The organism is Cedecea lapagei (genome assembly GCF_900635955.1).
Classification (GTDB): domain Bacteria; phylum Pseudomonadota; class Gammaproteobacteria; order Enterobacterales; family Enterobacteriaceae; genus Cedecea; species Cedecea lapagei.
The window spans coordinates 2,933,882-2,960,308 of the sequence record NZ_LR134201.1; the positions used below are offsets into that span (position 1 = coordinate 2,933,882).

Below are 26,427 nucleotides of genomic sequence, written 5' to 3' on the forward strand. Positions count from 1 at the left end.
TTTTTTTATGTGAGGACACCAGAATGAAACGCGTGTGTTTGCTTGTTGGCGGGCTGCTGCTGAGCGGATCCGTAATGGCCGGTGGCTGTGATTCCGCCGCCACCCAGGCCGATATGAATCAGTGTTATGCCGCAGAGTACAAAAAGCAGGACGAACGGTTAAATAAAACCTATAAAGAAGTCATGTCCCGGGCAACCGACAAGCAAAAAGAGCAGCTTAAAAAAGCGCAGAACGCGTGGATTGCTTTTCGCGATGCGGACTGTGACTTTATGAGCTCTGGCGCAGAACAGGGCTCGGTCTATCCGATGGTGCGCGCGAACTGCCTGGCGGATAAAACGCTTGAACGTACCGAGCTCCTGAAAGGGACGCTGGAGTGCGAAGAGGGTGACGTCAGCTGCGTCTTGCCCCCTAAGTAGGCGTGATTAACGAACCCGGATCCCCTCGATAATCATCCGCTGCACGTTTTCCACCGTGCGGCGGAAAAACGCCTCATCCTGCAGCGTGCTGCCGGTAACGGCCTCAACCTGGCTGGCAAAGTCCGCGTAATGTTGAGTGGTTGCCCAGAGCATAAAAATCAGGTGGTGCGGGTCAACGGCGGCAAGCTTGCCGCCGGCAATCCAGCCGGCAACGATCGCAGATTTATCGTCGACCAGCGCCTTCAGGTCACCCGTCAGCTCGCCTTTAAGCAGCGGCGCCCCCTGCAGCATCTCCAGACAAAAGAGCTTAGAAGCCTGCGGATAATCGCGCGAAACCTCCAGCTTGAGCCGAATATATTCTCCAATCGCCACCAGCGGCTGCTGATCCTCCCGAAAGGCACGCAGCGGCGCAAGCCAGATGTCGAGGATCTGCTTCAGCACCGCAATGTAGAGCGCTTCTTTGGAGGGATAGTAATAAAGCAGGTTAGTCTTCGAGACCTCGGCCCGCTCGGCAACCTGCTCAAGACTGGTGCCGTGAATGCCGAATTGAGAAAAGAATTCCAGCGCCGAGGCAAGGATGGCCTCTTTTTTGGCCGCTACGGCTTTGGAGCGGCGTCCAGGGATTTTACTGTCAGTTGCGGCATCAGCCATGCGAGCTCTCCTTGTTGATCGCTGGCATGAATTATAGCTCAGACGCCCTCGCCTTCGGTATCTTCCTGCCAGTCGCGCTCTTCGTTCGCTGCTTTCTTGCGCTTGAGCTTCAGCTCGCTAACCAGCACGCCGAGCACAATCAATGCCCCGCCCAACAGCGCCAGCACGGGCAGCCGCTCCCCCGCCATACGGCCAAAGATCCCCGCCCAAACGGGCTCACCGGTATAAATCACCGTCGCGCGGGTTGGCGACACGCTGCGCTGCGCCCAGTTCATCGTCACCTGAATAATGGCGCTGAAAATCCCCAGGCCCAGGGCAATCACCACCAGTCCGGTGCTGAATTGCGGCACGCTTTCCCCGGCGGGCACCATCGCCACAAACGACACCAGTGAAGCTGTCGCCAGCTGCACCACGGTGACACGCTTGATGTCCACTTTCCCCGCCCAGGCGCTAATCAGGATTATCTCTGCGGCAATCGCCACCGCGCCAATGAGCGTGATAATTTCCCCTGCGCCCATCGACAGGCTGGTGCCCTCAGGCCCGGCAAGAAAAATCAGGCCAACAAACGCCAGCGCAACGCCAATCCACGACATCAGGCCCGGCATGCGTCCGAGGCAAATCCACTGAAGCAGCGGCACCACGGGAACGTACATCGCGGTGATAAAAGCGGATTTACTGCTGGGGATGGTCTGAAGGCCCCAGGTCTGCATGCTGTAGCCGATGGCGATCGCCACGCCAATCATTACCCCGGCTTTGATTTCGAGCCAGGTTAACCCGCGCAGAGATTTTAGCGACAGCAGCCCGACAGCAACAGCGGCTGTGGCAAAGCGCAGGCCAACGAAGAAAAAGGGATCGCTCATCGTCATGGCGTACTGCACGGCCAGGAAGGTACCGCCCCAGAACATAGTGATCAGGATAAGCAGCGCTTCCTGCGGCTTGACGGAGAATTTATAACGGCTAAATGGCGCGGGCATAAGAGGACCAGAATAGATCAGAGTCAAAATCGATATTCTATAGTGCTTCCAGTCATATTTTGTTGCAATGGGAAAATAAAAAACCGCCGGAAAACCGGCGGCTGGGGCACTGGCGACCAGGGGTAACCCCGTCGCGCACTTCACGTTCCACGGCTATTTATTCTTGCTACCGTGGCTGTTTTTACCCCCTTTCTGACCAGCCTCTGAGGCTCGCTGCGGATCGTTTTTAAAGTTCCCGCCGCTGTGCTGGCCACCTTTACGACCTGCTTCTGATGCTCTTTCACGGTCTTCAGCGAAATTACCTGAACCACCACGATGGTTTGCCATTTCTAACCTCCGGATATAGGACATCATATTGCATTCAATAAAAGAGAAGTCTTTCATTGCGCGGTGAGACGGGCCTGCCGTCAACTTTACCGCGTGGAACTAAGCTTAGTGCATCGACGCCCTTCATCCGCCGATAAGAAACATCCAGAAACATGCCGGCAGCCTTATCTTCATCTACCGCAGGCCAGTCATTATAAGGCCCTCTTATTTCTGGTCAAAAAATAGCCAGTAAAATGTTAAATAATGCTACAGGATGATTATTCCGCCTGCGTTTGTGATGTATCAAGAAAAGGAGGCTCAGGTTTGCACTCTGCGCCAGAGGTCATATCTTTAAAGGAGTGCAGCAAAACTGCAGTTCAACTGAGGAGTGATGCAAGATGGCTAAAGTACTTGTGCTTTATTATTCAATGTATGGACACATCGAAACTATGGCCAAGGCCGTGGTGGAAGGTGCACAAAAAGTCGATGGTGCGGAAGTGACGATAAAGCGCGTTCCCGAAACCATGTCTCCGGAAGCCTTCTCTAAAGCCGGCGGCAAAACCCACACCGCGCCGGTCGCCACGCCGCAGGAGCTGGCCGATTACGACGCCATTATCTTTGGTACCCCGACCCGCTTTGGCAATATGGCAGGTCAAATGCGGACCTTCCTCGATCAGACGGGCGGCCTGTGGGCTTCCGGCGCGCTCTATGGAAAACTGGGCAGCGTATTCAGCTCAACCGGCACCGGCGGCGGCCAGGAGCAAACTATCACCTCCACCTGGACCACGCTTGCTCACCATGGCATGGTGATCGTTCCTATCGGCTACGCGGCGCAGGAGCTGTTTGATGTCTCGCAGGTGCGCGGCGGTACGCCTTACGGTGCCACAACCATTGCCGGCGGCGACGGTTCACGTCAGCCAAGCCAGCAAGAGCTGGCGATAGCCCGCTATCAGGGGGAGCACGTCGCAGGCCTGGCGGTAAAACTCAAAGGTTAACGGGAGGAGAGATGACAACGACGCAAGCAAAAGCCCACCACGTTGGCGAATGGGCCAGCCTTCGTAACACCTCACCAGAAATTGCAGAAGCTATTTTTGAGCTGGCAAAGTACGACGAAAAGCTGGCCGAAAAAATTTGGCAAGAAGGGAGCGATGAGGTTCTGCCGCTGGCCTTTGCTAAAACGGATCAGGACTCGCTCTTCTGGGGCGAGCAGACCATCGAGCGCAAGAACGTTTAATCTTTACGCTGCCCCCTTCCAGGGGCAGCCCTCTCTTACTTCACGGCCTGATTCAGCACTTCGCTAAATTTATCCCATGAGCAGTAGCCATTGGCGTCCGTCGGGCAGCCTTCCAGCTGCAGCGTCACGCGCTGAGGCGGGTGCTTGAGGGTTAAAACATCGCCGTTACGCAGCTGTTCGGCGCTCTGATAAACATACTCCACTTTCAGCAAATCACGGTTGTTGCTCTTATCGTGCCAGCGCTGGAAGAGGATATTACCGCCAATCGGCGTGCGTTCGTACTGCCCTGGCAGCTGATAAGGCTTGAACTGTAGCGCGGTCAGCAGCGAGGCGATATTAGAGTCATGCCCTACCATCAGCGTCACTTTCGGCCCTGAAGCAGCCTCTTTTGACGTTAACGCGCCCTGAATGTACTTCACCAGCGGTGCCGCTACGTTACGGGCCACTTCTGGGGATGTGAACAGGGTGTCCTGGTAGCTGTTTTTTAGCTGCGAAAGCACGCGCCACTGTTCCGCGGTTTTGATTTTTCCCCATGCAACCTGATCCATAGGGAAGCCCTCGTAGTATTGCAGAGTGAAAGCATCCACCAGGGCATTACCCACCTTCAACGACCCGTTCACGCCCGGCTCCTGAGTGGCATTGGCGCTAAACGCATCCTTAGGCCCGGCCAGGTCACACAGCTGCTTCTCTTTACAGCTTGGCGAGTTTTTATAGCCGACGATCTGCTCCAGCAGTTTGTAGCTGTCGGCCAGCTTATATTCGGTGCGCTGTTTTTCCATCGCCTGCACGGCTTTGTCTTTAAACTCCGTAGAGGTATCGGTAATCACCGGGTTAAACACCGGGTCCATGGTGCCCATTTTTTCCTGATGGTGCACCGGCACATCACAGCCAGGGAATGCGCCAGTGATGAAGAACTGCGCGGTGGCTACGGTGCGCTGAAGACTGTTGGCATAGGCATAAACGCTCTCCGGTGCCGGGCATTCACCGCTGGTCACCAGATTCTGGCTCGCCAGCCACTCACGCATGTAGTGCCCCATATACACTTCCAGCACGCCGCCTTTGGTGGTGAGCTGCCCGCTAGGCACATCCCACTCCGGCCACGCCTGAGCGGTAGACTGCTCAAGCACGCTGCCGTTATTTGCCAGCGGCGCGCGCAGATTGTGACGGCTCATCAGCAGCACCTGCTGTAGCTGATAGCCGTCCGGCACGGTGTCCGCTTTCGCCATACCCGGAGCAATACAGGCGGCAGCAAGCAATGAGGCAACCATTTTTTTCTTCATTACTTCTTCCTCAGGAAATGATTAACAAAATGTGAAGAATATATTGTGACAGAAAAATAACGGCCGACCTGCCTGACGGATCGCAAAAAGCCCTATTATTCCGTTTGTTGTTTCAGCCGTGCTTCAAAGCGCTGCCGGGAGAGATCCACACAGCGTTGTCACCCACCCTCGTCGATAAATGCGCTGCTATCTCCGGCGCTGAAATTGTCACTCAGCGCTCGACAAAAAAGTTTTATACTAGACCCCGAAGACCCCGGCAGGAGAAATGATGAAACGTAAAAGCCTTGAAGACAGCGTCTGTTCGGTTGCCCGCACGCTGGACGTGATTGGCGACTGGTGGTCGCTGTTAATCGTGCGCGATGCGCTGAACGGGATGTCTCGCTTCGGCGAATTCCAAAAAAACCTCGGCATCGCCAGGAATATGCTGACCGTTCGCCTTAAACAGCTCGTGGATAACGGCATTTTTGACGTTCGCCCGGCATCGGACGGCAGCGCCTGGAACGAGTATGTGCTGACGGAAAAAGGCCGTGCGCTGCAAACCGTGCTGGCCGCGCTTTCTCAATGGGGTTGTGAGAACCTGTATACCAAAGGTGAGACGCACAGCGTACTCGTAGACAGTGAGCAGCATCGCCCCATTCGCAAGCTGATCCTGCAGGCCGAAGACGGTCATGAACTAAAGCCGGACGAAGTCATCACCCAGGCACGCCACTCCTCCTGAAAAATAAGCACTGGTTATTCAGGTGCTTATTGATTTCCCCTTTAACAATTCCTGCGCATAACAAAAAAACAGCCCTCAAATTAGTTGCATAATAAAACCATTAACCTTAACTTCCTCGCTATGGTTTCATAATGAAACCAAATTAACATGACTCTCTACCCTGTGAGGTGTTTTATGGCTAACTTTCGTTCCATCGCGGTGATTACCGGCGCGTCCTCCGGTATTGGTGCGGTTTATGCCGACCGTTTTGCTGCCAGAGGTTTTGATTTACTGCTGATCGCCCGCCGCGAGGATCGTCTACGCGATCTTGCCGCGAAACTCGAGGCTCGACACGGCATAACCGTGACCACGCTAAAAGCAGACCTGGTTAACGAACAGGATATTGCCGCTGTCGAAGAGGCACTCCGGGATCCTCGCATCAGCGTGCTGGTTAACAACGCCGGTACCGCGCACAGTGCGCCGTTCACCGCAGCCAGCCCGGAGCAGCATCAGGCTCTTATTACGCTGAACATCACGGCATTAACTCGCCTGAGCCACGCTGCGCTTATCAATTTCCAGAGCAAAAACAGCGGCACCCTGATTAATATCTCTTCGATTCTGGCGGTTCAGAGCTGGGTAGGAAGCGCGGTCTACAGCGGCACAAAGGGCTATGTTCTGAACCTGACTAAAGTTCTGCAGGCAGAGACCGCCGGTACCGGCATTCGCATTCAGGCCGTGCTGCCCGCCGCTACCGCAACGGAAATTTGGGACCGCGCCGGCGTGTCGGTGGACTCCCTGCCGGAAGGGACGGTAATGAAAGTGGATGATTTGGTGGATTCCGCCCTGGTGGGGCTGGACAGCGGCGAGGCGGTGACCATTCCACCGCTGCACGATCTTACCCTGTGGGAAACTTACGCGGCCACCGCGCAGGCCATGTTTGACGCAGCAGGCGTCAGCCAGCCAGCGCCGCGCTACGTTCGTTAATCTTTCCGGGCAGATGTCAGGCGGCATCTGCCCGGAATGTCAGCACAAAACGCCGATCGTATACTGACAGCACGCGATGTCTCGCTATAATGGGGCAAATTCCTGTCAATATAATGCTGTGATGAAACTGTTTTACTATTCAGCCGCTGGCATGGTGGCTGCGCTGATTGTGCTCTGGGGAGCGCTCATTATGGACAGCGCCAACATCCTTCACCAGATGTCAGAGCTGATGCACCACATCGAAGATCTGCTCACCCCCGGCAAACGCTAGCGGTTAAACTCCAGAGCGCTACCGTAAACGCCCTGCATAACGGACTCGCCATCCCAGACAAGGCGGCCGTTGACGAACGTATTTTCGACCACGCCGCCCAATAATGAATGTCCTTCAAAAGGCGACCAGCCGCACTTGTAGGCAATATTGCTGCCGTCAATGCTGGCTCGCTTCCACGGGTTTATCGCCGCCAGGTCTGCCCAGTAACCTTCGCGAATATAGCCCCGATCCTTGATCTGAAAACGCTCGGCTACGGCATGACTGGTTTTTCTGACGATAAGTTCGGGAGTAAAAATATCTCTGGCGCACAGATCAAGAAGCGCGGGCAGCGCGTGCTGCACTAATGGCAGGCCTGATGGCGCGGCAAAATAATCGCTCTGCTTTTCCGCCAGCAGATGCGGAGCATGGTCGGTAGCAATAATATCAATCACCCCCGCCCTCACCGCCTGCCAAAGCGCCTGCTGATGTTCAGCCCCCTTCACCGACGGATTACACTTCAGCCTGTGGCCAAGCGTCGCATAGTCATCTTTATTAAAATAGAGATGGTGAATACAGGCTTCAGCGGTGATGGTTTTTCTGCGTAAATCAGCGAGCGTGGGCGCCGGTTCGAACAGTGCCAGTTCATCGGCGGTAGTGATGTGCAGTACATGAAGCCGCGTACCATGCTTTTTAGCCAGCGCAACCGCCCTGGATGAAGAAAGTAAACAGGCCTCAACCGAGCGAATGGCCGCATGTTCTTCTGCCGGGATCTGCACGCCATACCGCGTGCGCCAGAGCGCCTCATTATGTTTGATGGTCGGCGTATCTTCGCAGTGCGTGGCCACAAGCCCCGGCGCATATTGAAAAATCGCCTCAAGAGTCCGCTCATCATCCACCAGCATGTTGCCTGTGGACGCCCCCATAAAAACTTTTACGCCGCAGGCCGCCCCCGTCGCAAGCGCCTTCAGCTCCTCCAGATTGTCGTTGGTCGCGCCGAAATAGAAGCTGTAGTTCGCCAGCGAGCACTCGGAAGCCCGCTGAAATTTGTCCTGTAGCGCCTGCCTCGTGGTGGTAGGTGGCGAAACGTTGGGCATCTCCATATAGCTGGTGATCCCGCCCATCACCGCCGCGCGTGACTCGCTGGCCAGCGTGCCTTTATGCATCAATCCGGGCTCGCGAAAATGCACCTGATCGTCAATCATGCCCGGCAATAGCCACTTCCCATTAAGATCCAGCACAGACCATGTTTGCTGGGGCGAAATCGTCGCGGCTATTTTTTCGATTCGGCCATTCACAATCAGCAGATCGGCGTGATGACGCCTGTCTTCATTGATAATCAGCGCGTTGGTCAGTAACAGGGGTTTCATCAGTCGTTCTCTCCGGCTTAAAAAGGCTGCGCTAGCGTCGGGCAACCATCACAACAATAAACAGCCCGCCAATGCCTGCGGTAATAATGCCGATGGGCAGCTCCTGCGGCGCAACCAGCACCCGGCTGACGATGTCACCACCGCACAGCAAACTCGCCCCCGCGAGGGCGCACAGCGGCAGCAGCCGTGCGTGTTTTATGGCGGAAAAATGGCGGCAGAGATGCGGCACCATCAGCCCTACAAAGCCGATAACGCCGGTCAGGGCGACGAAGATGGCGGTGGAAAAGGCGCAGCACAGGAAGATTTCGGTGCGCAGGCGGTTAACGTTAATGCCCAATGAAAATGCAGTGCGATCGCCCGCCAGCAGTCCGTCGAGAGAGCGCCACCTCAGCAGGCAAAACGCGGCAAGCAGCACAAGCCCGGCCAGCGCAAATCCCAGATTATCCCAGCGCGCCAGCCCCAGGCCGCCGAGCGACCAGAACAGCACCGAGCTGGCCGTGCGCTGGTCGCCGGCAAAAATCAGGTAGCTGGTTAACGCCCCGAATAAAAAGGAGATGGCCAGCCCGCAAATAATCAGCGTTTCGGCTCCCCGCTCGCGTTTAAGCTGGAACAAAGAGAGCACCGCGACGGAGGAGAGAAGCCCGCCGCAAAAGGCGGCAACCGGCAGAGTCCAGGCACCGAAAAAGTCTCCAAAGCGGGTAAAGACCAGCACGGCTCCCGCAGAAGCACCGGAAGAGAGCCCGAACAAAAAAGGGTCCGCCAGCTCATTGCGCGTGGCCGTTTGCAGCAAAGCCCCTACTACGGCAAGCCCCGCCCCTGTCATCAGAGCAAGCAGCGTTCTTGGTAGCCGGATATCCAGCACAATGCCGCGAATCATCGGAGAAACGTCTGCCGCTGTAGGTTTCAGCGCGCCTGCAACCTGGTGCAGGCTCAGCCGAACCGAGCCTTCCGTCAGGCTAAGCGCCGTAAACAGTATGATCATCAGCGCGGCCAGGCAGACGGCCCGGCCATAACGAGAGGCCATCAGCTTCACTGCGGGGATTTCTCATACAACACCCGGGCAAGCTTTTCCACCGCAGCAATGTTTGCCGGGCCGGGCGTTAACTCTGCGTACTGCAGCTTAAGATAGCGATGCTGTTTTACCGCCGGAGTCAGCTTCATCAGCGGGTGCCGCTCAAGGAACTGACGCAGTGAATCAGCGCCGCCGCCGTTCTGGTAATCCAGCAAAACGATCACGTCCGGCTCTGCTGCCGCAACGCTTTCCCAGGACGTGGTGCCCCAGCTGGTATCCAGCGCCTCCATGGCGTTTCTCCCGCCTGCGGCTTCGATAATGGCCTGCGGCATGGCGTATTTTCCGCTGGTAAACGGTTTATCCTCACCGGAGTCATAGACGAAGACTTTCAGCGGTCTGGCTCCCTGCTGCGCTTTAGGGAGCGCCGCAAGCCGAGCTTTCCAGCCATCAACCAGCTTCTGCGCAGCCTCCTGTTTACCAAAAATTTTGCCCAGCGTAAGCTCATCGCTATAAAGCAGGTCCATCGTCGCTTTGCTTTTGCTCTCGCCGGAAATCGCACAGCTTTCGCTCAGCACAAAAGTCCTGATACCGTACTTCGCGAGGCTTTCGGGCGTGACGTCGCCCCCCCACTTTCATTCCGTAATTCCAGCCGGCAAAGAAGAAATCAGGCTCGGCGGCCAGCAGCGTTTCAAGCGACGGGTATTTCGGCGCCAGCTCGGGGATAGCGCCCATTTTCTGCTTAAACTCGGGCGTCATTTTGTACCAGCCGGAAATGCCGGTCAGGCCCACAATCTGCTTTTGCAGATCGAGCGCAAAAGCCATCTCCGACATGTTCAGGTCGTTTATCACCGCCCGCTTTGGCGCAGCGTTAAACACCACAGGTTTACCGCAGCTCTTGACGGTAACGGGGAATCCGGAGGCCAGGACAGCGGTGGAAGTAAAGGCGAGCAGTATGCCGGTGACAATTTTTAACATCATAGCGATCCCTGAAAATTTACTGTTGGCGCGAGGATTCAAAAAAACGGACCCGCCTGCCAGGCTCGCCCGGATGCTCAACGGTGAAGCTATCAAGGCCGAAGACGGGACGAAGGGTTTCCGTTTTTAAGGCCGTGCCGGGGGCATTAAAAGCCTGCTGTTGTCCCGCAGACAAAATAAGCACCTTGTCGGCAAACCCTTCAATGAGATTAAGATCGTGCAGGACGGCAATCACCGTGGTGCCCCGGGCTTTCACCAGCATCAGCAGCTCTTCCCTTGCCGCCAAATCCAGATGATTGGTCGGCTCATCCAGCAGCAGCAGCCGCGAAGTTTGCGCCAGCGTCCGCGCCAGGATAGCCCGCTGGCGTTCACCACCCGACAGGCAGGCCAGCGATTTATGGCGCATACCCAGCACACCGGCCTCTTTCATCGCCCCACAAACAATGCAGCGATGTTCGGGCTCCGGCATATCCCTGGCAAAAGGCAGCCGCCCCAGCGCGACATAATCTTCGATGGACAGGCGCAAATCCGGAGCATCGTTTTGCGACATCACCGCAATCAGCTTTGCCCTCAGCGGCGGCGGCAGCTTATTTAAGGCGCGCCCCGCCAGCGTGATTTCTCCTTCGGCTTTTAGCTCCTGGCTCAGCGCCCGCAGCAGCGAGGTTTTGCCGCTGCCGTTAGGCCCAATCACGGCGAGCCGTTCCCCTTTCAGCAGTTGAAAATCTATCGTCACCGGCCAGCTAGCCCCCTGCGGACGGGCAATCGACCGCAGGGCAACTTTTAGCTCAGGCATAAACTCCGTGGATGAAAGGGGCATACTCAGAACTCATTGCGCAGCAGTTGATAACCTTCCACCAGCTTGACGTTGGTGTTGGCCACCTCTTCAGAAAACTGCACCGACGCAGGATCAACACGTGAATATTGCGTTAAATCAGACTCCGGCCCCACGCGCTCGGTGGACGGAATATAGGTTTGCTTCGGCAGCGTCACGCCATCCACCACTGCGTTGTAGCGAATAACGCAGCCGCTTCGCACGTGGCAGTTAAACAGCACGCTGTTGAAGCCGATAAACACGCGTTCATCTACCCGGCAAGGGCCGTGAACAATTGCCCGGTGGGCGATCGACGTGCCGCTACCAATAGTGACCGGCGCGCCGCTTTTAGAGTGAATAACGACGCCGTCCTGAATATTCGAATGGGAATGGATAACGATAGGATCCATATCCCCTTCGGCGTTCAATTCGTCGGCCCGGATCACCGCATAGGGCCCGACATACACATAGTCATGAATAATGACCCGGCCACAAATTACCGCCGTGGGATCGATATAAGCTTTAGCGGAGACCTGTGGAAGGTGGCCGGAGGGGTTTTTACGCAGCATGGTGATTTCCTGTCCAGTGAATGCGAGCCACCGCGTTGTGAGCGTGGAGACTTTCCTGGTGCTCAACGCGAAGGCTAAAAGCAGCGCTAAAAGGCGCGTCCAGCATCGCCTTGTTCAGGCGGCGGGCCGCGTCTTCACAAAACATCAGGTTTTGCCCGTTTGCCCTGGCGAACGCCTGCTCATCCCCGCGCTTAACCACCGTCTGCACCGCCGTCCCAAGCGCGGCTTCGCAGCGGTCGATAAGTTCCAGAAACGGCAGAGTGGTAACATCCTGCTTCAGCTGGCAACGGACCCAAGCCCAGCTTCTCTGGCTGTGGGGCGTGCCGGGCATTCCCTTCTCACCCAGCCAGGCCATCATCTCTTCAACAGTGACGCCGCCGCTTCGCTCGCCAAAGTCTCGTTGAAACTGCTGCTGCGCGAGATTACGGCTGAGCGCCGCCGAAGCCGGACAGGTAGAGGAATACGGGATCCCCACTTCCAGGGTGACGGCAAACGTCTCCTCACGCTCGGCCAGCACGCGGATGGGATAAGCCTTCCAGCCAAAGTGGTTAGAGGTTAACGATCGGCGGGACAGCAGCAGCTCGCCCATGATTTCAACGCTGGCGCGGCTGCTGCTTCGCTGGTGAGAAACCAGAAATTTTCCCAGTAAAGTACGCAGCGCGGCGGGGGTAATCTCGCCCTGGGTAAGCTCGTCCAGAAGCAGGTAGAGGCGGGACATGTGGATCCCCTTCTCGGCTTCAGGCGTGCTGAGAAGATTAATCCCGGCGTTTACTTTCGCCGTTAGCGGGCGCCCTGCAATCTCCACCGGGAGATCGATCTGTTCCATGCCGACCCATGACAGGGCCATGTCGAATTCGTGACTTCTTAGCGACTGAATATCAGGCAGGGTTTTGGGGCAAAGCGTGGGTATTACCGTCATGGTGTGCATCATCTTATCGCAAATTTGTTACGTTATAACATAACGATATTCAGCGATGCAAAGCGGCAGTTTTCTCCCCAGGAAAAAATCCGCCGTTGACAGTAGAAAACTCGGTGAAAAACCGCGGAGTTATTCGATATATCTTATCGCCCGGCAAGTGTTGCTCGTCTGTTCACACAATGATAGCATCATGTAAACAGCCATTTAGACGGCTAGACTGTTAAATTAAAAGTATTGAGGAATCCCGTATGTGGCAAGAAAGACTCGCTCAGTTGGTCACCGCCTGTCATTGGATTGGCGCTAAGGGCTGGGCCCCCGCTACCGGCGGCAATATGTCCATTCGCCAGGATGCGGAGTGGTGCTGGCTGAGTGAATCCGGGCGCGATAAAGGCAGCCTGACCAGCGACGATTTCCTCCAGGTGGACATTGCCACCAGCCAGGCGCCGTCAGGGCGTAAACCTTCCGCCGAAACAGGACTGCATACCCTGGTTTATCGCCTCTTCCCGGAGGCAAACGTGGTGCTTCACGTGCACACCGTCAACGCTACCGTGCTGTCGCGTATTGAGAAAGGCCCGACTCTGAACATTAGCGGCTATGAAATGCAAAAAACCCTTACCGGCCAGCAGTCGCACCTTAACACGGTGCCAATTGCTATTTTCGATAACGATCAGGATATCGATGCGCTGGCAAAACGTATTGAGCAGCATGCCGGGCATACCCCGCTGAACTATGGTTTCCTGCTGCGCGGCCACGGCCTCACCTGCTGGGGGAAGGACGTGAACGAAGCGCGTCGCCAGCTTGAAGGGCTCGAATTCCTGTTTGAATGTGAAATGCAGCGTCGCCTGTACGAGCTTGATTAATCGTCTTATTCCTGATTCTGTTCGATAGCGTGAGGCTTGCGGTATGGAGTATTTCCTGGGTATTGATATCGGCACGTCGCGGGTAAAAGCCGTGCTGTTTGACAGCAATTTCCACGCCGTGGCAAGCGCAGCGGAGAACACCTCGCCAACCCTGTCTCCACAGGGCTACGCCGAGCAGGACATGGAGCAACTTTGGCAGTCGGTAGTGCGCACGCTGCGGGAAGTGGCTGATTCTCCTGCCCTGCAGCAGGGGCAACTGAAAGCGATAGGCCTGGCGGGACAGGGTGAAGGGGTCTGGCTAAGCGATAAACACGGTAATCCGGTGGGCCCGGGCATCCTCTGGAGCGACACCCGCAGCCGTGCATTAATGGACGAGCTGCTGCGGTCACCCGGCCTCGATAAAGCGCTGTTCGACGAAACCGGATCCCAGCTGCAGCCCTGCAATACCAGCCTTCAGCTTTGCTGGCTCAAGCGTAACCAACCCGAACGTCTGGCCGCCGCCGACTATGTCTTCTTTGCCAAAGACTGGATTCGCTTTCGCCTGACCCAGGTCGCGGCCCTTGAGCTTACCGATACCAGCGCCTCGCTGCTGGACCAGACGAGCGGTGAGATTTCTGATTTCGCCCTTCATGCTCTGGGCATTGATGACCTGAAAACTCGTTTTCCCCCTTTGCTTCGCCCTGATGCTCCGGCAGGAAGCTTAAGCGAAGCTGCCGCTCTGCTGTGCGGCCTGCCGCATGGTACCCCAGTCGCAGCTGGCGCACTCGACGTGTGCAGCGCAGCGCTGGGCTGCGGCGCGATTCATGATGGCGATATCTACACCATCCTCGGCACTACCTGCTGTACCGGCGTAGTTTGCCACGGGCGAGAAACCGTCAGCAGCGGCACCCGCTTTGTGACCCATACTGAGCCGGGAAGTTTTATCAACCTGTTCCCTATGCAGGCAGGCACACCCAATATCGACTGGCTGCAGCAGCATATTTCGCTGACGCCGGATTTGGTCGCGCTGGAAAAAGAGATTGCCGCTATCCCTCCGGGCAGCGGAGGCGTCTTCTGGCAGCCTTATCTGAACGGCGAACGCGCACCGTTTTACAGCCCGACCGCCCGCGCAGGGTTCTTTGGCATCGACCAGCATACGTCCCGTGCGGCGCTTCAGCGCGCCGTTTTTGAAGGGCTCGCCTATGCCATTGTCGATTCGCTGACCGGGTATGCCAGCGAAGGCGACCTCTATCTCACCGGCGGCGGCGCGGCCTCCGCCACGTGGCTGCAAATTATCGCCGACTGCACGGGGCGAACCGTCATCGCCAGCCACTTTAACGAACTCAGCGCCCGAGGTGCGGCGCTGCTTGCCGCCCGCAGCGTGGGTGCCTATAAAAGCTACCCGGCTATCGAACAGACCCGCTATCGGCCACAGCCTCAGGCCCATGCGGTCTATCGGGCGCTGTTCCCGGTCTTCCGTCTGCTGCGCGAACAGCTCCAGCCGGTGTGGCAGGCCAGGCACCAGGCCCTACAAAGCTTTTCTGAGGATAATGAACAATGAAAATCGTCTTTACCGCCGAGTACGCAGGAAGTCTTGAACCTTTTCGCCAGTTGGGCGAGCTGGTTATTGAGGGCTGGGCCATCGGTAAACCTAAACTTCAGCCATCGCAGATTATCGATCTCGCCCATGATGCCGAAGTGCTTGTCACCAGCTATGACGATATCACCGCAGAAGTGATTAACAGCTGCCCTGAACTGAAAGTTATCGCCTGCACCCGCGCTAACCCGGTAAATATTGACCTCCAGGCTGCTCGCGCACGCAACATCACCGTCCTCTATACGCCCGGACGCAACGCAGATGCCGCAGCTGAACTTACCCTGGGCCTGATGCTTGGCCTGATGCGCCATATTCCACAGTCGCATGCCGCCCTGAAGCGAGGAGAATTTACTCGCGAAAACCAGAGCGAGCAGCATACCCAGTCCGGGTTGCGCAAAGATGTGGTGTGGGACGTCAGTCCGGAAAGTCCTTACGAAGTTTTTAAGGGCGGCGAGCTGCGCAACAAAACGCTGGGGCTGCTTGGCTACGGTAATATTGGTCGCCGCGTGGCGCGCATAGCACGCGCCTTTGGCATGAATATTCTGGTGGTGGATCCGTTTGTCGCCGCCGAAGATATCGACGAGCCGGGCCTGCATAAAACCACGCTGGAAGCGCTGTTCCGCGAGTCAGATATCGTTAGCCTGCATTTGAGCAGCGGGCCGCACAGCGAAGGTCTGGTCGACGCTTCGCTGCTGCAAAGCATGAAGCCGGGCGCGAAGCTGATTAATACCTCCCGCGCCTCCGTCATCGTGGAGGCCGATCTTATCGAAGCCTTACGCCATGGGCCACTCGGCGGCGCGGCGCTGGACGTTTACCATCAGGAACCGCTGTGGCGCGAGCATCCGTTTATCAGCGAACTGGATAACGTGATTATTACTCCGCACATCGCCGGAGCCACTCGGGAAAGCATCCAGAAGCACACCGCGATGATTGCCGCCGATCTCCAGCGCTTTGTTGCCGGAGAGCCACTGCTGTACGCCTGGCGCTAAGATAAAAATCAGGCTCTGGAGCCTGATTTTCTTCACTCGAATAAAGGCGTCGTCGCCATAAAGTTCTGCACCTGCTCCCAGCTTACCACCCCAGCATCCGAACCTAACCCGGTTGCTACCAACGCGGCGGTCGCAGAAGCGACCTGGCAGGCCTGTTCCACAGGAAGCCCCCGCGCCAGTGCTGCGATAAACCCACCGCAGTAGCCGTCGCCGCAGCCTGTTGTGTCGCTGGCCGCTACGCGATAGGTAGGAATATGATGTGTCTGCTCGCGGCTGAATAGCCAGGAACCACGCACACCGTCTTTAAAAATGCAGCATCCGGCCCCCAGAGTGAGGAAAAAATCGGCGATCTCAGCTGGCTCTTCCAGCCCGGAGATAAATGCCGCTTCTTCCAGGGCCGGCATAAAATAGTCCACATGCGGTAATAGCGGGCGTAGCAGTGCGAGCGTGGTTTCATCAGGGGCGATTAAATCAAAGCTGGTGATGACGCCCCGAGCTTTAGCCGCGGCCAGCAAACGGGCGCTCTGGCCGGTATCCATGGCCGCCAGCAGCCCGGTGCCGCCGTGGTGCAGGTAACGCGTGTCCAGCACGGCATCAAAAGACGCTTCATCGACGAACAGCTCGTCGGACGCGCCACGGCAGTGCAGCGCCGGCCGCTCGCCGTTGGGGCGAATGGGCAAAATCGTCGCCGATGTCTCTTTGCGTGCAGTGCGCTGGATTAATGAACAATCAATGCCCAGGCGCCGATAGCTGCCAAGAATAAACTCGGCTTTTTCATCTTCGCCAAGGCAGGCTGCGGTTGAAGTGCGGATCCCCAGCTTTGCGGCATTCACCAACGCACCAGCCGCCGTTCCCGCAGGGTTCAGGCGTATTTGCTCGATAAACTGTACGCCCCCGCCCTGTGGGATCTCCACAACCGGGCGGCCGGCAATATCCAGGATGGTCAGGCCAACAAAAACGGCGTCAAATTTACTCATAGCGCCCTCACCGTTGCTGCTGGCGCAGTCGCGCCTGCCAGAATGAAACGGCCAGGGCTACCACAAGGATCACGCCCACCAGCGCGTCTTTCACCAGGTAGTTCAGCCCCATCAGGTTCAGGCCATTATCAATAATCGCCAGGAACAGCACGCCGCCAAGCGTGCCGCCCATGCTCACGCGCCCCTGCCGCTGAAATGCGGTGCCAATAAATACGGCGGCAATGGCGTCCATCAGGTAAGACTGCCCGGCAAGCGGCGTAAACTGGCGCAGGTTAGCGGACAAAATAATGCCGCCGACGGCGCACATTGCCGAGGCGGCAATCAGCACCCAGAAGAACGTTCGCTTATCCGCTATCCCGGCGATACGGGCGGCTTCGCTGTTTTGGCCCAATCGCACGCACTCGCTTGCCAAACAGCGTTCGCTCGGTCAGCAGCCAGGCGGCGAGCCAGACCAGCAGAACGATAAGCACCGGCGTAGGGATCCCCCAACATTGCCCACCGCTAAAATCGTGATATTCCGGGGCCATGCGCCGCCAGGAAATCGCCCCGCCACCGTCGGTGTATATACGTTCGGCGCTGCTGGCAATAAACCAGGTGCCAAGCGTTGCCAGAAACGGCCTGATGCGACAGGCAAGAATAAGAAAAGCGTTTATCAGGCCGATCGCCACCCCGCCCAGCAGGGCGCACAGCACCGCCACCTGCCACGGCAGTTGCCAGGTTTTCAGCGCAATCAATGCCATCATCGCGCCAAAGTCGATGGCCACGCCGACGGAAAGATCGATAGCGCCGGCGCTGACAATCAGCGTCATCGCCAGCGCCACAATCAGCAGAATGGCGCTGCCCTGAAGCAAATTGCTCCAGTTATCCAGCGTCAGAAAGACCGGATTAGACCAGCTGAACAGGACGATAAAAAACAGCGTCACCAGCGCGAATCCCGCGCGTGACAGCAAGGCCAGCGGCTTTTTCCCGGACTCACTGGCCGGAAGCGCCGCCGTCAGAGCAGAAAGACTTTCATTATTGATTTGCTCCCTTCTGCTGCAGGGCAGAAGCCGCCAGCACCACAAGTATCAGCGCGCCTTTAATCGCGCCTACCCAGAAAATATTTACCCCCAGCAGGCCAGGCCGTTAGATAAGGCGTTGACCAGGATAGCCCCCAGCATGCCCCACACACGGTGACCACCCGGCGACGCGAAAACGCCGCGCCCAGGAAGGTTGCCAGCACCGTCTCCATCAGCAGAGGCGTAGCGGTTCCGCTGGAGCTGCCTGACCCTTGTGCCAGCAGCGGGAAGACCGCCAGACCGGCGGCCACAGCGGCAATAAGCCATGACAACAGGATCAGGCGGCGCACATTGAGCCCGGACATCTGCGCCATATCTTTGCTTCCGCCCGTAGCCTGCAAATGCTGGCCAAAACGGGTGTGGTGCAGCAGAAGCTGGAAGCCAGCGAACACCAGAAGCAGATAAACCAGCGCATAAGGAATGCCCAGCACGCTTCCGTCACGGAACGCCACCATCAGCGGATCGCTGACGCTGATTCGACGCTGCCCGGTAAGCAGATCGGCCAGGCCGGTAAACGCCACTGAAGTGGAAAGCGTAGCCAGCAACGGCGGCAATCCGGCAATCAGCACTAATAACGCATTAATTCCACCACACAGCAGGCTAAGGGCAGCGACCAGCAGCAGTAACAGCGGCCAGGGCGTTAACCACTCGGTCATACCGAGGCTCAGCAACGCCACGCCAAAGACGGCAATCGCCGGCAGCGAGAGATCAATGCCGCCGGTAACAACGTCATCTCCTCCTGCGGCAATCACGCAAACCAGGCCAAAACTGAGAATGGCCAGCGGCACGCTTTGTACCAGCATCAGGCTGATGTTCTGCCAGCTCAGGAACCACGGAGACTGAATGCTCAGCCATACCAGCAGGCCAACAAACAGCAGGAGCGGGAATTTTTCAAATAGCCCAAAGGAGCGGCGTAGAGTAAAACGACGAATTTGAGTGCTCATAGCGGATGTTCCTGCCCACCGTTAATCGTTGCCAGCAGCGCGTCAAGCGTCAGCCCCTCGGTCGATAAATTCGCCACCAGCGCCCCACGCCACATCACCAGAATACGGTCGCACAGGCCAAGCAGTTCGGTAGCGTCACTGGAAGAGACCAGCACCGAACGCCCCTGTTCGGCAAGCTGGCGGGTACGCTGATAAATATCGCTGCGTGCGCCAATATCGACGCCGAGCGTGGGCTCATCAAGAATAAACAGACTTGCGTTTGTCCCCAGCCAGCGGGCAAGAATCACCTTTTGCTGATTCCCGCCGCTCATAAAGCGCACCGGCAGCTCAGGGAGCGCCGGGCGAATACTCAGCCGCTCAATCCAGTCACGGGCTTTTTTGAGCGCCTTTGAGCGGTGCTCCCAGCCGAAGGTTGCCGTATCCGGCAGCGATGCCAGGTTAATGTTATCGGAGGCTGAAAATGGCAGAATTAGCCCCTGATGCCTGCGATCGCGAGGCACTAGCGCCATACCGGCTCGGATAGCCTGCCGCGGAGAGCGAATCCGGCGCGGGCGCCCCTCTATCACTATCTCGCCCTTTTTTGCCACGCTGAGCCCGTAAAGCGTATCCACCAGGATATCTCGCCCCGCGCCCAGCAGGCCAGCAACGCCAACAATTTCCCTTTACGGATCTCAAAGCTGATGTCCCGGAGCTGCTGCCCGTCAGAAAGTGAGCGCACGGAAAGCAAAGGCTGCTCGCTCGTGGTGGCATCAGCCTCGCGCTCACGAGGGATATAAAGCCTGTCGATTTCTCTGCCCACCATCATGTGTATGACGGCGTCAGTATCCTGCAGCAGCTCGCGATTCGGGTAACCCACCACTTCTCCGTTGCGCAGCACGGTGCCCGCATCGCACAGCGAGGCGATTTCGTTGAGATAGTGGGAGATATACAGAATGGCGATGCCCTGCTCTTTGAGCCGCAGTATCGCCTCGGAGACCAGGCTTGCCTCGTGAGCCTCAAGCGGCGCCGTAGGCTCATCAAAAACGACCAGCTTAGCCGCACCATCGATCAGCGCTCTTGCGATTTGCACCAGCTTACGCTCGGCAAGGCTGAGCTGCCGGATCAGGCGATCGGGATCAAGATCCAGCTGCCAGGTGCCGAGGAAAAAGTCTCTGGTAGCCTGCCTCATCCGGCGGCTGTCAAGCAGCCCGCCGGCTCTGCGATATTCCTGCCCCAGAAACACCGACTCGGCAACGGTGAAGTGTGGGATCAGATTGAGCTCCTGGTGAATAACTCGTATTCCCTGGGCCTCAATGGCCGCAGGCTTACCAAGCGGAAGCGGTACGCCGTCGAGCGTGGCCGTGCCGCCATCAGCCTGGTAAACCCCGGCAAGAATTTTAATTAAAGTAGATTTGCCTGCGCCGTTTTCACCGATGAGCCCGTGGATTTCGCCGGGTCCAATCGTCAGCGTGACCGCGTTTAACGCGGTCACATTGGCAAAGCGTTTACTGATACGGTCCATGACCAGACCGCGTTGGTTTGTTGCAGCATTCACTACTTCAGTTCACCGTAGCCCAGTTTTTTGTACACGGCTTTGGCTTCATCCGGCCCTTTCACCGGGATCACCGGGATAAAGGTCTGGACGGGCAGCTTTTGGCCTGCGAAATAGCGCGCTACGTTTTCGGCGGAGGTCTGGCCGATCAGGTGTGGCTGCTGGGCGACGTTAGCCACCAGCGGGCTCTCTTTTTCGGCCATGATCTCCAGCGTTTCCGGCCCTGCGTCGATAGCGGTGACCTTCACGTCTTTATCACGTCCGGTCTCTTCCAGCGCCTGAACAATACCGATAGCCGGCTGGTCCCAGCAGGCTACATGGATAGCATCCAGCTTGCCTTTTGGATACTGGCTGAGTAATTCGAGGGTTTTCTTACGTGCATCTTCCGGCGAGTTAGCAAATTGCTCCGCCAGCTCCGGCTGAATAATTTTAATGCCAGGGTAGTCCTTCAGGACATATTTCCATTGGTCATAACGTATGCCGCAAATGCGTAATGAACTGGAGAACGCATTAAATACCGCAACGTTACCTTTTCCGCCAAGTTCATCAGCCATATAGCGTCCAATGGTTGACCCCAGGGTGTAGTTGTCAGACGTGGTGTTATTCACGGAATACTGGGAAACATGATCCACGGTAAATACCGGAATACCAGCATCGCGCAGCGCTTTAAATTTTGGCTCAACGGCACTGTCTCCCAAAATACTGATAACCGCATCAACCTTACGGGACAGCAGAATATCGTGATTATTGGCATGAACCTGGTTGTCCCTGCCGCCATCAACGCCGATAACCTTACCTCCCAGTTTTTCAACTTCTTCGGTCGCGCCCTTGTAGGCTTCGCGATCCCAAAAGTGCTGGGTGCCTACCACAGCTACGCCGATTGTTTTACCCTGGAGTGAAAGCGTGTCTGCGGCGAAAGCGCTACCGGATGCCAGCGACACCAGGCCAAGGGCAGCAGACAAAAGTCTTTTTTTAAACTTCATTGCGATAGTTATCCTATATTTATAGTTCACTAAAGCGACAGCATGACAACAAGCCTTATTAAGCCAAAATAAAAAATAGATATATCTTATACTTTAATAACCCTGTCTTTAACGCACTTTAGAATGCGGCCAATGCACTTGAAAAAAACACATGTAAAACATGCAACAAGAAAATAATTCAACCACACAAGAGAAATGGGTTAATTGTTTAAATGACAAAAACAAAACACCTCAAAATAAAATTAAAAGACGATATATTCTTGCCAATTAATTATAAATCCTGCCAGCGGATATAAACAAAACAGTATTCGCTGAAGTTTACCCTGTTTACCTCATTTTTGATGGCAACGCTGATTTTAACTTTGCGCTCGCCTCCCCTTATGATGCCGCTTTAGCGCTATCAACCACGCGTGGTACAAACATGAAAGCGGAACATCAGCTCGCGGTAATGCACTGGGGGACCTACCAGGTCACCACCGAAGGCGAACGCATCGCCGCCCTTTCTCCCGTGCCCTGGGACAAAAATCCCTCCCGTATAGGCCAGTCGCTGGTGGAGTCTGTCACGGGCAATACGCGTATTCGCCGCCCGGCGGTTCGACTGGGCTATCTGCAAAATGGCCCCGCGTCTCGCGAAGGGCGCGGTAAAGAGCCCTTTGTCGAGGTAAGCTGGGAACAGGCATTAGATCTGCTGGCCCGGGATCTCCGCTCAGTGCAGGAACGCTGCGGCAACGAAGCTATTTTCGGCGGCTCTTACGGCTGGGCCAGCGCCGGACGCTTTCACCATGCACAAAGCCAGCTGCACCGCTTTCTTAAAGGTTTTGGCGGCTACACCGCCAGCACAAATACCTACAGCAGCGCGGCCGGTGAAAGAGTACTGCCGCACATTCTTGGCCCATTGAGCCCGCTGCATAAGCAACATACGCATTTCTCGGTGCTGGCAGAACATTGCGAGATGTTTGTCGCCCTCGGCGGACTGCCGCTCAGAAACGCTCAGATAAACGGCGGCGGCGCAAACGACCATATGCTGAAGCACTGGCTGGAACGTCTTGAGCAAAACGGCGTGCAGTTTGTGAATATCAGCCCGGTGCAAAACGATCTCAGCGCGGTGGAGAGCGCCCGCTGGCTGGCAATACGCCCCGGCACCGATACGGCGCTGCTGCTGGCGCTCTGCCATACGCTGATTGCAGAATCGCTGTACGATGCGGCCTTTATCAACAGCCACACCGTTGGCTTCGAGCAGCTACGTCGCTACCTGTTCGGCGAACCTGACGGCGTGCCGAAAACCGCAGGCTGGGCGGCCGGCATTACCGGCATTGATGCGGAACAAATCTTAACGCTCGCTCGAACCATGGCGGGCAAGCACACCATGATCAATATTTCCTGGTCCATTCAGCGCGCCCGTCAGGGAGAACAGGCGTACTGGGCTACCGTGGCGCTAACCTCTCTGCTGGGTCAGATCGGTACGCCCGGCGGAGGCCTCGCTTTTGGCTATGCCTGTACCAATCTCGCCGGTGCCGCGCGGGTCCCCTTTTCAGGCCCTCGCCTTCCCGCCGGTGAGAACAAGGTAAAAACGGCGATCCCCGTCGCCCGTTTATCGGACATGCTGCTGGATCCCGGCGGCGAGTATGAATTTGACGGCAAGGTCTGCCGTTACCCCGATATTCGCCTCGTCTACTGGGCGGGCGGCAACGCCTTCCATCATCATCAGGATATCAATCGCCTGGTTGAGGCCTGGCGCCGCCCGGAAACCGTCGTTGCCCACGAACAATACTGGACGGCGCAGGCGAAATTTTCCGACATAGTGTTGCCGGTGACCACTTCGCTGGAGCGCGACGATATCGGCAGCGGCAGCCAGGACGGCTTTATGATCGCGATGCGCCAGCAAATACCGGCGCTGGCTGAGGCCAGGGATGATTACGCCATCTTCTGCGCACTGGCAAAGAGGCTGGGTTTTGAAGAAGCCTTCAGCGAAGGACGTAGCGCCGCCGACTGGTTGCCACATCTTTATGAATCTTCACGGGAGAGAGCGCAGGAAGACGGCATCGAGCTTCCACCTTTCGACATATTCTGGGAGCAGGGAAAACTGGAGTTTACCCCGCCAGCCAAACCCCAAATCTTTCTGGCCGATTTCCGTTCAGACCCCGAGCGTTTTCCCCTCTCCACGCCGTCGGGAAAAATCGAGCTTTATTCAGAAACCGTTGCCGGGTTCGGCTACCGGGAATGTCCGGGCTATCCGTTCTGGGATGAAGCAGAGGCTGATTACCAGCAAAAGCAGGCGCAAGAGTGGCCTTTGCACCTGCTTTCCAGCCAGCCGCGTACCCGGCTGCACAGCCAGTACGATCACGGCAGCGTGAGCCGGGCAACCAAAATCCAGGGGCGCGAGCCGCTGTGGATGCATCCGCAGGATGCTCAAAAGCGCGGCATACAGGAAGGAGAAGTCGTGAAGGTCTTTAATGGCCGCGGTGCGATACTGGCAGGCGTTCACATCAGCGATCGGATCCTGCCCGGCGTCGTCCAGATCTCTACCGGAGCCTGGTACGACCCGCAGGATCCTTCAACCCCCGGTTCGCTGGATAAACATGGCAACCCGAACGTGCTGACCGAGGACCGGGGCTCTTCCCGTCTGGGCCAGGGCTGTAGCGCCCAAAGCTGCCGGGTGGAAATTGAGCTTTGGCGCGAAGCACTCCCGCCGATTACCGCGTTTGACCCTCCTGCTTTTGTGGCCTGAGAGGTTATACGTTCGTCTCTCGTAGAGTCTCTGCGAGTGCCTCTTTCAGGAAAGCAACGCAGGCGCTGACCTCGCGGGAGGCTTTAGCTATCGGTGGATAAAGCAAGAAAGCGTTGAACGATGGGACCGTGTATTCCGGCAGCAACGCGACTAGCTGGCCACTTTCCAGCGCCTGTCGGCACACCGGATACTGCAGCACGCCGATCGCTTCCCCCGCCCTCAGCATCGTATAAAGCGGCCGCCAGTGGTTAGCGCTGAACACCACGTTCAGACGGGCGCTAACAATCTGGTTATTTAGCGAAATAAGCGGCAGACGGCTGTCGTTAAACAGACCGGAAACTCGCGCAAAAGCGTGATGGATCAGCTCATCCGGAGAGGCTGGCGTACCGTTTCGCACCAGATAATCTGGCGAAGCAGCCAGCACCCGCCGCACATCCCCCAGCGGATGCGCCACAAAATCGCCCTCACCGGGGTCGCCAAGCCTGAAAGAAATGTCGACGCCCTCCGTAACCGGATCGACGACACGGTCATTCAGGACCAGCTCAATATTTAGCTCGGGGTGTTTTGCTCTCAGCTTTAACAAGGCGGGCATCAGGACTTCTTCCCCCGCGCCATAGGGCGCCGCGATACGGATCAGACCTTTCAACGCCACCCGCTCATCCACGACCGCCAGCGCAAGATCTGCCGCTGAAATCGCGACTTTACTGCGCTCATAGAATAAAGCGCCGCTGTCGGTCAGCGACATTCGGCGCGTGTTTCGCCGCAGCAGACGGGTGCCAAGGTGAGCCTCCAGCCGCTCTATCCTCTCACTCACCGCCGGCTGTCCGATGCCGATATCGCGCGCGGCGGCGGACATACTGCCCCGCTCCACGACCCGCACATAAATTCGCATTGCCGCCAGAAGATCCATGACCAGAGTATATTGGTTTTTCCGATAGATGAAAGCAGTGGCAGGCACCTACTGCCCCAGCGTGATTTTGATAACACTGATGCCCGATGTTATTGACAGCGTTTATTCAGCGCGATTATTAATCAGGAGAATCATCATGACAGAGATCAGGCTTTATCTTTTCCAGTCCGGCACTCAGCGCTGTAAGTATCACGATATCAGGATGAATCAGGGTGAAGGGAGCCACTATGAAATTCCCGTCCCCTGGTTTCTTCTGACTCACCCAAAAGGCCACGCCATTATTGACGGCGGGCTGGCTTCGGAAGGCCTGGCCGATCCTCGAGCCTATTGGGGAGATGCGGTCGAACATTACCAGCCGTTAATGACCGAAGAACAGGGTTGTGTGGCTCAGCTAGGCGCACTGGGCATTCAGCCCGAAGAGATTCGCTATGTATTACTTTCCCACCTGCACGCTGACCACACAGGCGCGATTGGACGCTTCCCAAACGCCTTACATATCGTGCAACGACAGGAATACGACTATGCCTTTCAGCCGGACTGGTTCACCGCAGGCGCCTATTGCCGCAAGGATTTTGCCCGCCCAAACCTGAACTGGCAGTTACTGGATGAGGACGGTTTTGATTTGTACGGCGACGGGACGCTGCGCTGCATCTCAACCCCTGGGCATTCGCCGGGGCATCAGTCGTTCCTGGTGACGCTCGCCAGCGGCCTGGCCTTCACGCTGGCGATTGATGCTGCCTATACGCTGGATCATTTTTATGACCGGGCGCTTCCTGGCTTGATGACTTCTGCCCGCGACGCCGCACGTTCGGTGGCAAAATTGAGGCACTTGACCGAGCGCAACGGGGCAAGGCTGATTCCCGGCCACGATCCCGACGTCTGGCCGCAGTTTACGCTGTCGCCTGGCTGGTACGAGTAAAGAAGAGACAAAGGCTTAGCTTTCGGTCAGCTTCGCATCCTGACTTATGCCCGTTAGGATGCAAAGCGTTTCTCATGTGTATTTCAATTTCCCGCAGGAGGAAGACTCAAAATTGAAATACACTGCCAAAAATTTTCAGGAATATAAAAAGACTTAAAGGACATTTTTCACTTTATTAATCATTTAATAAAAAGCCCCCTGTAAAAAAACTGTTTGATGCCAAAAAATATCATTACGTTTGGGCTCTGGCGCAGAGGTCAATTTCTGTTTTCATCCCGGCAGCGGGTGATCCTGATACGGCAGGATGAGCGCGGCATATGACTAATCTTAAAACATAAGCAAATACTATTACAGGCTCACCCGCTCGTGATATAGGTTGTCGCCAGCATCAGCTGATAACTGGCTGTTTTTAAGTCGATTCAGCCTGTTGTCACAACCCTGGTTCTGTTCAGGATTAGCACCCCGCAAGGATAAGCCAATAGCCCGGCATTGTTAATGCGTTATGCC

Annotated in this window: 23 protein-coding genes and 4 pseudogenes; 11 read left to right on the forward strand and 16 right to left on the reverse strand. The window is 56.6% G+C overall.

The genetic code is table 11. The annotated features are described in order from the left end of the window. Positions 1–23: 23 nt before the first annotated feature. Positions 24–416: a lysozyme inhibitor LprI family protein gene (locus EL098_RS14230; protein ID WP_126356863.1), complete on the forward strand. Its 393-nt coding sequence runs from the start codon at positions 24–26 to the stop codon at positions 414–416. A gap of 6 nt (positions 417–422) precedes the next feature. Here the strand turns inward: EL098_RS14230 and rutR are convergent, their stop codons facing one another. The 3 genes from rutR to EL098_RS14245 all read right to left on the reverse strand — a co-directional run bounded on the left by rutR (position 423) and on the right by EL098_RS14245 (position 2,368). Then, positions 423–1,067 carry an HTH-type transcriptional regulator RutR gene (gene rutR, locus EL098_RS14235; protein ID WP_126356864.1) on the reverse strand — a complete coding sequence of 215 codons (645 nt, stop codon included), beginning with the start codon at positions 1,065–1,067 and terminating at the stop codon, positions 423–425. Positions 1,068–1,105: 38 nt separating this feature from the next. After that, entirely contained in the window at positions 1,106–2,041 is a 936-nt protein-coding gene (locus EL098_RS14240; protein ID WP_126356865.1) for a DMT family transporter, read from the reverse strand. Between the two features lie 153 nt (positions 2,042–2,194). Further along, positions 2,195–2,368, reverse strand: a complete 174-nt coding sequence (locus EL098_RS14245; RefSeq protein ID WP_008455651.1) for a con-10 family general stress protein — start codon at positions 2,366–2,368, stop codon at positions 2,195–2,197. Between the two features lie 377 nt (positions 2,369–2,745). On the opposite strand from EL098_RS14245, the gene wrbA reads away from it, so the two are divergent. Beyond that, positions 2,746–3,342, forward strand: a complete 597-nt coding sequence (gene wrbA / locus EL098_RS14250) for an NAD(P)H:quinone oxidoreductase (RefSeq protein WP_126356866.1) — start codon at positions 2,746–2,748, stop codon at positions 3,340–3,342. An 11-nt stretch (positions 3,343–3,353) separates the two neighbouring features. Continuing rightward, positions 3,354–3,581 (forward strand): YccJ family protein, encoded by a 228-nt coding sequence (locus EL098_RS14255; protein ID WP_126356867.1) that lies wholly within the window; start codon positions 3,354–3,356, stop codon positions 3,579–3,581. Between the two features lie 35 nt (positions 3,582–3,616). Here the strand turns inward: EL098_RS14255 and agp are convergent, their stop codons facing one another. Next, positions 3,617–4,861 carry a bifunctional glucose-1-phosphatase/inositol phosphatase gene (gene agp, locus EL098_RS14260; RefSeq protein WP_126356868.1) on the reverse strand — a complete coding sequence of 415 codons (1,245 nt, stop codon included), beginning with the start codon at positions 4,859–4,861 and terminating at the stop codon, positions 3,617–3,619. Between the two features lie 268 nt (positions 4,862–5,129). Here agp and EL098_RS14265 point away from each other — a divergent pair, with 268 nt between their 5' ends. The 3 genes from EL098_RS14265 to EL098_RS23220 all read left to right on the forward strand — a co-directional run bounded on the left by EL098_RS14265 (position 5,130) and on the right by EL098_RS23220 (position 6,813). Continuing rightward, the gene (locus EL098_RS14265) at positions 5,130–5,579 is read left to right on the forward strand and encodes a winged helix-turn-helix transcriptional regulator (protein ID WP_126358454.1); all 450 of its coding nucleotides are present in this window, start codon (positions 5,130–5,132) and stop codon (positions 5,577–5,579) included. Positions 5,580–5,753: 174 nt separating this feature from the next. Next, the gene (locus EL098_RS14270) at positions 5,754–6,542 is read left to right on the forward strand and encodes an SDR family NAD(P)-dependent oxidoreductase (protein WP_126356869.1); all 789 of its coding nucleotides are present in this window, start codon (positions 5,754–5,756) and stop codon (positions 6,540–6,542) included. Between the two features lie 118 nt (positions 6,543–6,660). Next, positions 6,661–6,813 (forward strand): hypothetical protein, encoded by a 153-nt coding sequence (locus tag EL098_RS23220; RefSeq protein ID WP_164716866.1) that lies wholly within the window; start codon positions 6,661–6,663, stop codon positions 6,811–6,813. Here EL098_RS23220 and EL098_RS14275 read toward each other — a convergent pair. The 6 genes and pseudogenes from EL098_RS14275 to folE2 all read right to left on the reverse strand — a co-directional run bounded on the left by EL098_RS14275 (position 6,810) and on the right by folE2 (position 12,445). Then, positions 6,810–8,159 carry a dihydroorotase gene (locus EL098_RS14275; protein ID WP_126356870.1) on the reverse strand — a complete coding sequence of 450 codons (1,350 nt, stop codon included), beginning with the start codon at positions 8,157–8,159 and terminating at the stop codon, positions 6,810–6,812. The two genes, EL098_RS23220 and EL098_RS14275, sit on opposite strands and share 4 nt — an antisense overlap. A 31-nt stretch (positions 8,160–8,190) precedes the next feature. Beyond that, a complete protein-coding gene (locus EL098_RS14280) occupies positions 8,191–9,183 on the reverse strand; it encodes a FecCD family ABC transporter permease (protein ID WP_408609133.1) in 993 nt (330 codons plus the stop codon). A 5-nt stretch (positions 9,184–9,188) separates the two neighbouring features. Then, positions 9,189–10,149 (reverse strand): annotated as a pseudogene (locus EL098_RS14285) (ABC transporter substrate-binding protein). A gap of 16 nt (positions 10,150–10,165) precedes the next feature. After that, positions 10,166–10,939 (reverse strand): ABC transporter ATP-binding protein, encoded by a 774-nt coding sequence (locus tag EL098_RS14290; RefSeq protein ID WP_232012220.1) that lies wholly within the window; start codon positions 10,937–10,939, stop codon positions 10,166–10,168. Positions 10,940–10,965: 26 nt separating this feature from the next. Continuing rightward, complete coding sequence (locus EL098_RS14295) at positions 10,966–11,526, reverse strand: LbetaH domain-containing protein (RefSeq protein ID WP_126356872.1); 561 nt, start codon at positions 11,524–11,526, stop codon at positions 10,966–10,968. Further along, on the reverse strand, positions 11,516–12,445 hold the full coding sequence (gene folE2, locus EL098_RS14300; protein ID WP_126356873.1) for a GTP cyclohydrolase FolE2: 930 nt from the start codon (positions 12,443–12,445) through the stop codon (positions 11,516–11,518). Before folE2 ends, EL098_RS14295 begins: the two co-directional genes overlap by 11 nt. 248 nt (positions 12,446–12,693) lie before the next feature. On the opposite strand from folE2, the gene EL098_RS14305 reads away from it, so the two are divergent. The 3 genes from EL098_RS14305 to EL098_RS14315 are packed head-to-tail and all read left to right on the forward strand — an operon-like array spanning position 12,694 to position 15,870. Continuing rightward, positions 12,694–13,305 (forward strand): methylthioribulose 1-phosphate dehydratase, encoded by a 612-nt coding sequence (locus EL098_RS14305; protein WP_126356874.1) that lies wholly within the window; start codon positions 12,694–12,696, stop codon positions 13,303–13,305. A gap of 43 nt (positions 13,306–13,348) precedes the next feature. Further along, positions 13,349–14,845, forward strand: coding sequence for an FGGY-family carbohydrate kinase (locus EL098_RS14310; protein WP_126356875.1), 1,497 nt, complete (start codon positions 13,349–13,351; stop codon positions 14,843–14,845). After that, the gene (locus tag EL098_RS14315) at positions 14,842–15,870 is read left to right on the forward strand and encodes a 2-hydroxyacid dehydrogenase (RefSeq protein WP_126356876.1); all 1,029 of its coding nucleotides are present in this window, start codon (positions 14,842–14,844) and stop codon (positions 15,868–15,870) included. The genes EL098_RS14310 and EL098_RS14315 overlap by 4 nt, the downstream gene beginning before the upstream one ends. A gap of 32 nt (positions 15,871–15,902) precedes the next feature. Here the strand turns inward: EL098_RS14315 and EL098_RS14320 are convergent, their stop codons facing one another. The 5 genes and pseudogenes from EL098_RS14320 to EL098_RS14340 form a co-directional block, all read right to left on the reverse strand. Next, complete coding sequence (locus EL098_RS14320) at positions 15,903–16,847, reverse strand: carbohydrate kinase family protein (protein WP_126356877.1); 945 nt, start codon at positions 16,845–16,847, stop codon at positions 15,903–15,905. A gap of 7 nt (positions 16,848–16,854) precedes the next feature. Continuing rightward, a pseudogene (locus tag EL098_RS14325) lies at positions 16,855–17,845 on the reverse strand (ABC transporter permease). Positions 17,846–17,861: 16 nt separating this feature from the next. Continuing rightward, positions 17,862–18,849: pseudogene (locus tag EL098_RS14330) on the reverse strand (ABC transporter permease). Continuing rightward, a pseudogene (locus EL098_RS14335) lies at positions 18,846–20,350 on the reverse strand (sugar ABC transporter ATP-binding protein). The pseudogenes EL098_RS14330 and EL098_RS14335 overlap by 4 nt, the downstream one beginning before the upstream one ends. A 32-nt stretch (positions 20,351–20,382) precedes the next feature. Beyond that, positions 20,383–21,363, reverse strand: a complete 981-nt coding sequence (locus EL098_RS14340) for a sugar ABC transporter substrate-binding protein (RefSeq protein ID WP_126356878.1) — start codon at positions 21,361–21,363, stop codon at positions 20,383–20,385. Between the two features lie 421 nt (positions 21,364–21,784). Between EL098_RS14340 and EL098_RS14345 the strand changes: the two genes are divergently transcribed. After that, positions 21,785–24,091, forward strand: coding sequence for a molybdopterin-dependent oxidoreductase (locus EL098_RS14345; protein WP_126356879.1), 2,307 nt, complete (start codon positions 21,785–21,787; stop codon positions 24,089–24,091). 4 nt (positions 24,092–24,095) lie between these two features. On the opposite strand, the gene EL098_RS14350 is transcribed toward EL098_RS14345, so the two are convergent. Then, the gene (locus tag EL098_RS14350) at positions 24,096–24,983 is read right to left on the reverse strand and encodes a LysR family transcriptional regulator (protein ID WP_126358456.1); all 888 of its coding nucleotides are present in this window, start codon (positions 24,981–24,983) and stop codon (positions 24,096–24,098) included. Positions 24,984–25,137: 154 nt separating this feature from the next. Between EL098_RS14350 and attM the strand changes: the two genes are divergently transcribed. Next, entirely contained in the window at positions 25,138–25,920 is a 783-nt protein-coding gene (gene attM, locus EL098_RS14355) for an AttM family quorum-quenching N-acyl homoserine lactonase (RefSeq protein WP_126356880.1), read from the forward strand. Positions 25,921–26,427 lie beyond the last annotated feature (507 nt).